The organism is Methanophagales archaeon, assembly GCA_021159465.1.
Lineage (GTDB): Archaea > Halobacteriota > Syntropharchaeia > Alkanophagales > Methanospirareceae > G60ANME1.
In genome coordinates this window covers 1-6504 of the sequence record JAGGRR010000086.1, presented here as the reverse complement: position 1 = coordinate 6504, position 6504 = coordinate 1, and the positions used below count along the sequence as shown (strand labels likewise).

11 protein-coding genes are annotated in these 6504 nt (G+C 43.8%); 6 read left to right on the top strand and 5 right to left on the bottom strand.

Annotated features, from left to right (window positions below):
• From J7J01_04575 to J7J01_04560, 4 genes are all read left to right on the top strand, one after another.
• On the top strand, positions 1-231 hold a 231-nt coding region (locus J7J01_04575; protein ID MCD6210156.1), incomplete at its 5' end, for a hypothetical protein.
• Positions 232-383: 152 nt separating this feature from the next.
• Positions 384-1400 (top strand): archaeosine biosynthesis radical SAM protein RaSEA, encoded by a 1017-nt coding sequence (locus tag J7J01_04570; GenBank protein MCD6210155.1) that lies wholly within the window; start codon positions 384-386, stop codon positions 1398-1400.
• 79 nt (positions 1401-1479) lie between these two features.
• The gene (locus tag J7J01_04565; GenBank protein ID MCD6210154.1) at positions 1480-2517 is read left to right on the top strand and encodes a mechanosensitive ion channel family protein; all 1038 of its coding nucleotides are present in this window, start codon (positions 1480-1482) and stop codon (positions 2515-2517) included.
• Positions 2484-3260 carry an endonuclease III gene (locus J7J01_04560; GenBank protein ID MCD6210153.1) on the top strand — a complete coding sequence of 259 codons (777 nt, stop codon included), beginning with the start codon at positions 2484-2486 and terminating at the stop codon, positions 3258-3260. The genes J7J01_04565 and J7J01_04560 overlap by 34 nt, the downstream gene beginning before the upstream one ends.
• Here J7J01_04560 and J7J01_04555 read toward each other — a convergent pair.
• On the bottom strand, positions 3189-3806 hold the full coding sequence (locus J7J01_04555; GenBank protein ID MCD6210152.1) for a DUF98 domain-containing protein: 618 nt from the start codon (positions 3804-3806) through the stop codon (positions 3189-3191). The genes J7J01_04560 and J7J01_04555 overlap by 72 nt on opposite strands.
• Positions 3807-3969: 163 nt before the next feature.
• Here J7J01_04555 and J7J01_04550 point away from each other — a divergent pair, with 163 nt between their 5' ends.
• The gene (locus J7J01_04550; protein MCD6210151.1) at positions 3970-4248 is read left to right on the top strand and encodes a transposase zinc-binding domain-containing protein; all 279 of its coding nucleotides are present in this window, start codon (positions 3970-3972) and stop codon (positions 4246-4248) included.
• 87 nt (positions 4249-4335) lie between these two features.
• Here the strand turns inward: J7J01_04550 and J7J01_04545 are convergent, their stop codons facing one another.
• Genes J7J01_04545 through J7J01_04530 form a run of 4 tightly spaced genes read right to left on the bottom strand, consistent with a single transcriptional unit; the run spans position 4336 to position 6159 of the window.
• Positions 4336-4512, bottom strand: a complete 177-nt coding sequence (locus J7J01_04545; GenBank protein ID MCD6210150.1) for a hypothetical protein — start codon at positions 4510-4512, stop codon at positions 4336-4338.
• Positions 4513-4534: 22 nt separating this feature from the next.
• Positions 4535-4909: a hypothetical protein gene (locus J7J01_04540; GenBank protein MCD6210149.1), complete on the bottom strand. Its 375-nt coding sequence runs from the start codon at positions 4907-4909 to the stop codon at positions 4535-4537.
• Positions 4910-4924: 15 nt separating this feature from the next.
• Positions 4925-5869 carry a sodium:calcium antiporter gene (locus J7J01_04535; GenBank protein ID MCD6210148.1) on the bottom strand — a complete coding sequence of 315 codons (945 nt, stop codon included), beginning with the start codon at positions 5867-5869 and terminating at the stop codon, positions 4925-4927.
• Positions 5866-6159: a helix-turn-helix transcriptional regulator gene (locus J7J01_04530; protein MCD6210147.1), complete on the bottom strand. Its 294-nt coding sequence runs from the start codon at positions 6157-6159 to the stop codon at positions 5866-5868. Before J7J01_04530 ends, J7J01_04535 begins: the two co-directional genes overlap by 4 nt.
• 104 nt (positions 6160-6263) lie before the next feature.
• On the opposite strand from J7J01_04530, the gene J7J01_04525 reads away from it, so the two are divergent.
• Positions 6264-6404: a hypothetical protein gene (locus J7J01_04525; protein MCD6210146.1), complete on the top strand. Its 141-nt coding sequence runs from the start codon at positions 6264-6266 to the stop codon at positions 6402-6404.
• The last annotated feature ends 100 nt before the right edge of the window (positions 6405-6504 follow it).

The window sequence follows — 6504 nt, the reverse complement described above, 5'->3', positions numbered from 1 at the left end:
GAAGATTTAAAAGATAAGGACTATAAATGGGCTTATTCCAGGTCCAGAGGCTATTATATCGGTATGAAACTTGTTTTAGCCATAGAATACCCCTCTTTAAAGCCGTTGGCTTTTAGATTTACTCTGTCTTCTGTGACAAAGATCGCTTCTCTTGGTGTCGTTTTGATTGGCATTGCCATTTCATTGGGTTTCAGGGATAAAGGAAGCCTACAAAGGCTTGCTGAATGGTGACATTTTGGAGGGGGTTAATGTATAATATCTGTTGTTTTTGAAGTTTTGTGCCCCATAATTGCCTCTTTTGTGTTCATGTATTTATACATTAGAATAGACTGTTATTTTACATACACTTCTTTGAATCATACAGGTGTAAGATATAGATAGACATGACCGACGCTAACAGTACAAAAAAAATAAAAATAAACAGACCTGTGGCTTCATGGCTCGATTATGAGTTCCTTATGGAGGAGCAGAAACCGGTAAGAACCCTCACTGTAATACTGAGAACTGCTGGCTGCCAGTGGCGCAGATGCAGGATGTGTGGCTACTGGCATGAATCCTCCGCCCATATAACACAGGCTGATATACTCGCTCAGCTTGATTATTCATTACGAGCCAGCCCGAAAGAGGATTTCATCCTGAAGCTCTATACCTCTGGTAGCTTCCTCGATGAGCGTGAGATATCAGCTACTACGAGGCGGCGTATAGCACGGATGTTGCAGCAACGGCAAGAGCAAGATATAAAGTTAAAGAAATTGATAATAGAGACAAGACCAGAGTATGTCAGTGCAGCTAAAATAGCTGATTTGCTACAGCCACATATCGGGCATTGGCATCTTGAAGTGGCTATGGGTCTGGAAACAGCAGATGATCTCATCAGGTTGCAGTATATAGATAAGGGTTTCTCATTCACGGATTTCAAGAACGCTGCGAGGCTCATTGCCGATTGCGGTGCCACAGTGAAGACCTATCTCCTGCTTAAACCCCCTTTCGTATCCGAGAGAAGTGCGCTCGAGGATGTTATAAAATCAGCCGAGCTTGTCACTCCATTTAGTAGTGTAATCTCTCTGAATCTCTGTAATGTCCAGCGCCACACATCATTAGAGGAGCTATGGAAAAGAGGATATTACAGACCTCCATGGTTATGGAGCGCGATCGAAGCGATACGTGCGATAAAACAGAAAAGGAAGCACATCGTGGTGATGTCCGACCCGGTGGGCGCGGGTCATATCCGGGGACCACACAATTGCGGCTACTGTGATACAGCAGTGAAGGAAGCGATAAAGGAATTCAACCTAACACAGGACTTGAATATCCTCGAAGGCTTGAATTGCGATTGCAGGGATAGATGGCATGCGCTGATAAGATTTGATGAGTTCTTATTTGGCTCGACCATTGAATGAATAATGAATATATGAATATATGAATGACTGAAGTTTTTTTAAAGAGATAAGGTAATAGATATAGGTGTAGGTATAGATTATGGAAGTGGGAATGGAAGGTCTGATTCATAGCGAATACTTTCATTTCGCATTGATCATTCTTAGTTCACTTATTATCTCAAAGGTGGTGCATATCATCATCGTCAGATACCTCCGTAGCATAGCTGCCCGTACAAAGACCGATATTGATGACATGCTACTGAAAATAATAATAAAGCCATTATGTGGCTCAATAATCCTCATCGGGCTATATTTCGGGCTGCTATCTCTATCTGCCCTGACGCCCTATTCGGATTATATAAAAGGTGCTTATTTCGTAGTCATGACTATACTAATAGCCTTGATAATATCCAGTGTGCTCAGCATTCTGATAAGTCGATGGCTGCGAGTGCAGAAGAAATTCGAGAAGATGCCGAAGTTGATAAGCAATTTAGTAGCACTGGGTATTTATCTGCTCGCGGTTCTTATGATTCTACGCCATTTTAAGATAGATATAAGCCCTCTGCTTCTATCCTTCGGGGTCGGTGGCCTGGCTATCGGGTTGGCACTTCAGAACACACTTGCAAACTTATTTGGGGGGCTGCATCTCCTCTCTGACCGCCCGATAAATGTTGGTGACTTCATAGATATAGAGGGTGGCATATCGGGTTTTGTTGAGGATATTGGCTGGCGGTCTACAAGAATAAGGACTCTGCCAAATACTTATGTCGTGGTTCCGAATTCAAAACTCGCTGATAGTATAATCGTGAATAATTCGTTGCCAGTGCAGGAGATGTCAGTGGTGGTCCAGTGTGGCGTGGCTTACGAATCTGACCTGGATAAGGTGGAGCGAATAACGAATGAGGTGGGCAAGCGAATACAGGAGACTGTACCAGGAGCGGTGAAGACTTTCGAGCCCTTTATCCGATACCATACCTTCGGCGATTCGAACATAAATTTCTCGATTATTCTACGTGTTGAAGAACCGACAGCTAAATATCTGGTTATGCATGAGTTCATAAAGGCGTTGAAGAGGCGCTATGATGAAGAAGGGATAGAGATTTCGTGGCCTGTGAGGAAGGTCTATTACAGGCGATGATGAACGATGCTGTACTCATCCCATACCAGCCCAATAACGGAATCAAATCAATGAGAGAAATTAATACAGATATGGATATGGATACGGATACGGGCACAGATACAGATGTAGAGAAAGTGATACAGATATTGAAGGAACGATACCAGGCGGGGAGCTCGTTACTTATGGCGCCTGCAACGAGGGGCGATCCGTTTCTGACACTCATTTCGTGCCTGTTGAGCCTGAGAACCCATGATGAAGTGACGTCAAAAGCGGCAGAGCGCTTGTTCTCGTTAGCGAAGACGCCCGAAGAGATGCTAAAACTCCGAATTAGTGATATAGAGTCTGCAATATATCCAGTGGGGTTCTATCACCGGAAAGCGAAGCAAATCGTTGAGATCTGCTCTACTCTGGTTGAGCGGTATAACTCTAAGGTGCCAGATGAGCTGGATGAACTCCTGAAGCTCCGGGGTGTGGGTCGAAAGACCGCAAATATAGTACTCACGATTGGCTATAATAAGCCCGGTATCGCTGTTGATACACACGTGCATCGCATATCCAATCGCATGGGCATCGTTGCAACCAGGAACCCGAATGAGACCGAATTTGCATTACGCAGGATTGTACCCAAACAGAACTGGATAATCCTCAATGAGCTATTCGTACTGCATGGCAGGAGCGTATGCACGCCACTAAGTCCCAGGTGCAGTATTTGCCCGGTTTCTCAATACTGTAAGCGAATTGGTGTAACACGTTCCAGGTAACGAGACGGGGAAATACTCTTTTACTGTTATTAATACTTTACCACCTGTGATTATATTGTATATCCGCCATAGGAATGGTGCTGAGCACTGAAATAGCGATTCCAGCCGATGCTCACGCTCCTGATAGCCCACATCCAGTATCTCCCGCCGCGCTTCTATTCTATACTTCTGCATTATCCTGCCTATCGGGATATCTGCTTTCATCAGGTCTTCTTTAAACTCGGGCTTCAATCTCGATAGTGGTGTATAAGACCGTGCATAGAGCAGTGGCGTTCTATCGCTCTTCTTCATGATAATGATATCGCGTTCATTTACCGCCACACCCGCATCAGCACCGAGTAACTCTGCTGCGCCTTCCGGGCATGGCACCACCGATTGCCTGATTGTAGCAAGTTCAACCTCACTGCATACAATTAACTCCAGCAGTAGCGTCATTGAGCCGTCATGACCAAGTAATACCCTATGTAGCGGCAGAAGATCATGGAGCTTGCTGAGCCTCCATATCTTCTCCTCTGTTGATGCTCCTTCGTTATGCTTATCGCTCATCACTGCATTTCATTGTTGTATATAAAATATGACTTCCTTCCATTTTATTTCATTGAATCAAATGAAAATTCTTAGATAAAAGGTCATGCATGTTTTGAATTAAGGAAGAAGTGATTATCTCGCCTTTCATCCCCTTCCTCTTTCTTCTCATCTATAAAAACAAATATTCACAGATAATCACAATTGGGACCGGGACCGATACTCTCTCCTCCACAGGGGAGAGATAAGAGAGGTAGAGAAGAGAGAAGAGGAGAAGATGATGAGCTGCAAAGGTCCCGATAGGGGCTGTTTCGTTTATTACAGTCCAAAATGTGGGGAATACCGTGAGATCTCATTGGGCTGCAATAATAGACTATGCTCAGATTGCGGTAAGCGGTACACCACAATGGACAAAGGCGCTTATGTTCTGAAATGGTATGCCAAATTTATCCCTATTCCATAGTCCTAAAAGGAAATACGTTACCTGCTACCCTGCTGTAAACATTGTCTTTGTTCATAATTCCTTTGGTAAAACCATCTTGCCTCCAATTCACCTCTTTCTAATCTCCCACCACATCACCACTGCCGGACGTTTCTCTTTATGCAAACCCTCTCTCGATACGTACTGCTCGATGATTTCCTTTTCAAATGCTTTTTCGAGGTCGCGCACCTGCCGCTTCTCTTCCCACGCTTCTTGCCAGTTCAGCTCTTTCATTCTATTTGTCATGGCAATCCCTGATGTTTGTTAATTAGAGAATCCTCTTTTCTTTAACTTCTTCAGGAAGATGCGAACTGAGTAGCCCACACAGCATTACTATGCTCAATATGGGAACTTCGTATATCATCAACGCGCTGGCAACTGCAAGCAGCACCACTTTGAGCATGGTCAATACTCCCTCGCTTACTCTAAGCCACACGGACCCATCCTTATAGAGTTCGCGAGCAACCAGAAACACGCCAGAAACCACCGTCATTGCAGGGAATATAGCCGGGACTTCTCCCACTATTACCGCTCCACCATACCAGACGCTGAAGCCGATAAAGTGAAAAAACAGTATAACAATCTTGATTGGTTTGTCAAAAGGTATCCGCCTTTTCGCTTTCGTTGAGTTTATTTCTGTCATTTTCTACACCCTCTTTTAGATATAACTTCCGGCAATGAAAATCAAGTATAGAAGGACTAAAATTCCGCCAGCCCAGCGAGGTATCTTTTTGGTCATCATAAAGAGCGAGACCACAATAACTGTACCGAGGCATATGGGAAGATAGAACCTCAGGACCTGAGTGCCTACTGTGACTGGACTTACCAGTGCTATAATACCGGCATTAAACAGGAAGAAGGCAAGGATGGAGCCAACCACATTCCCAAAACTTATCTCAGGTCTTCCCTTCATCGCCGCTGGAAGCTCTCTTGCCAGCTCCTCAATACTTACTAAGAAGGCAAGGATAGTCATTCCAAAAACAGTATCGGAGAGCCCAAGCCTCACAATGATCGTTTCGGAACCAGCGACCAGCATCTCGCTTCCAATGATGATGGCGGCAAGCGATAGGAGAAGAAGTCCAAAGGATTTCCATTTGCTGAGTTCTTCAGCCTCCTCCAGAGTTTCAGCAACTTCTCCTGTGGGTTTTATATCAAAACCTCTTTTGCTTAACCGCAAAAGATAGTTAACTGATAGTACAAACCCAAGAAGCAAAACCGCGCCATCTATTCTCGATAGTTGACCATCAAAACTCAATATACCCAGAAGAAGCACTGCCAAAATGGGCACGGTAAGAATCTGTTTTGGGACCTGTTCAAAGCTCATAGGGGCAAACAGTGCTGTTATCCCAAATGCGAGGGCGATGGCAACCATCGCAGCTCCGATAATGGAACCCAAAGCGATGCCTGCAATTCCTTCAAAGGAGCCAACAGCACCAACGGCAAGATTTTCTGGGTCAAAGCCGATGAAGATGACACTGATAAGGAAGGTGGAAACCCCAAAGCCCAAAGATGTCCCAACAGCTCCTTTGACAAGTTTCTCAGCAAAGTAGATGACTAATCCAAGCCCGGCAACAAAAAGCGCTATGGATACAATTGTGTTCATATTACCTCCTCCACAAGTTCTTTAATTTTTTGTTTCGCTTCTTCAAGCGCATTAACGCCTTTTTCAGTTATTCGATAGTATTTTCTTACCTTGCCGTTAACCACTTCGTCCCTTCTTTTTAGATAGCCCTCTTTCTCTAAAGAATGGAGTATGGGATACAGCGTCCCGGCACTTATTGAATAGCCATGCCTTCTGAGTTCGTTCATAATCCATACACCAAAGATTTCTCCTTCATTTGCATGATGTAAAATGTGTATCCTGATAAACCCCAAAAAGATGTTTCTCATCATAGTATCGCTTAATGATATTGAAAGTCTATACCATATAAAAGTTTTTCGATGTTTTTGCTATGTTGCATAACTATAAATATATATGTTTTCCTGTGTAATGATTTATGAGAAAAGAGCGTTGGGGGAAGAAATATGAAGATAAGCGAAACTGGAGAGAATACAATGAGAAACTTGTAGCTCGTGGAGAAGCATGTATTTCGCTGGATTTGATTGAAACGTGGGATAAAGATTTAGAGAAATTATAACAGAGGGAAGGTTAGGCGCACCATATGTATATCATGAATACCTGACGGTGTTTTTGGCGTATTTACATGTGTTGCTGAACATCGATTACAGAGGGCTTAA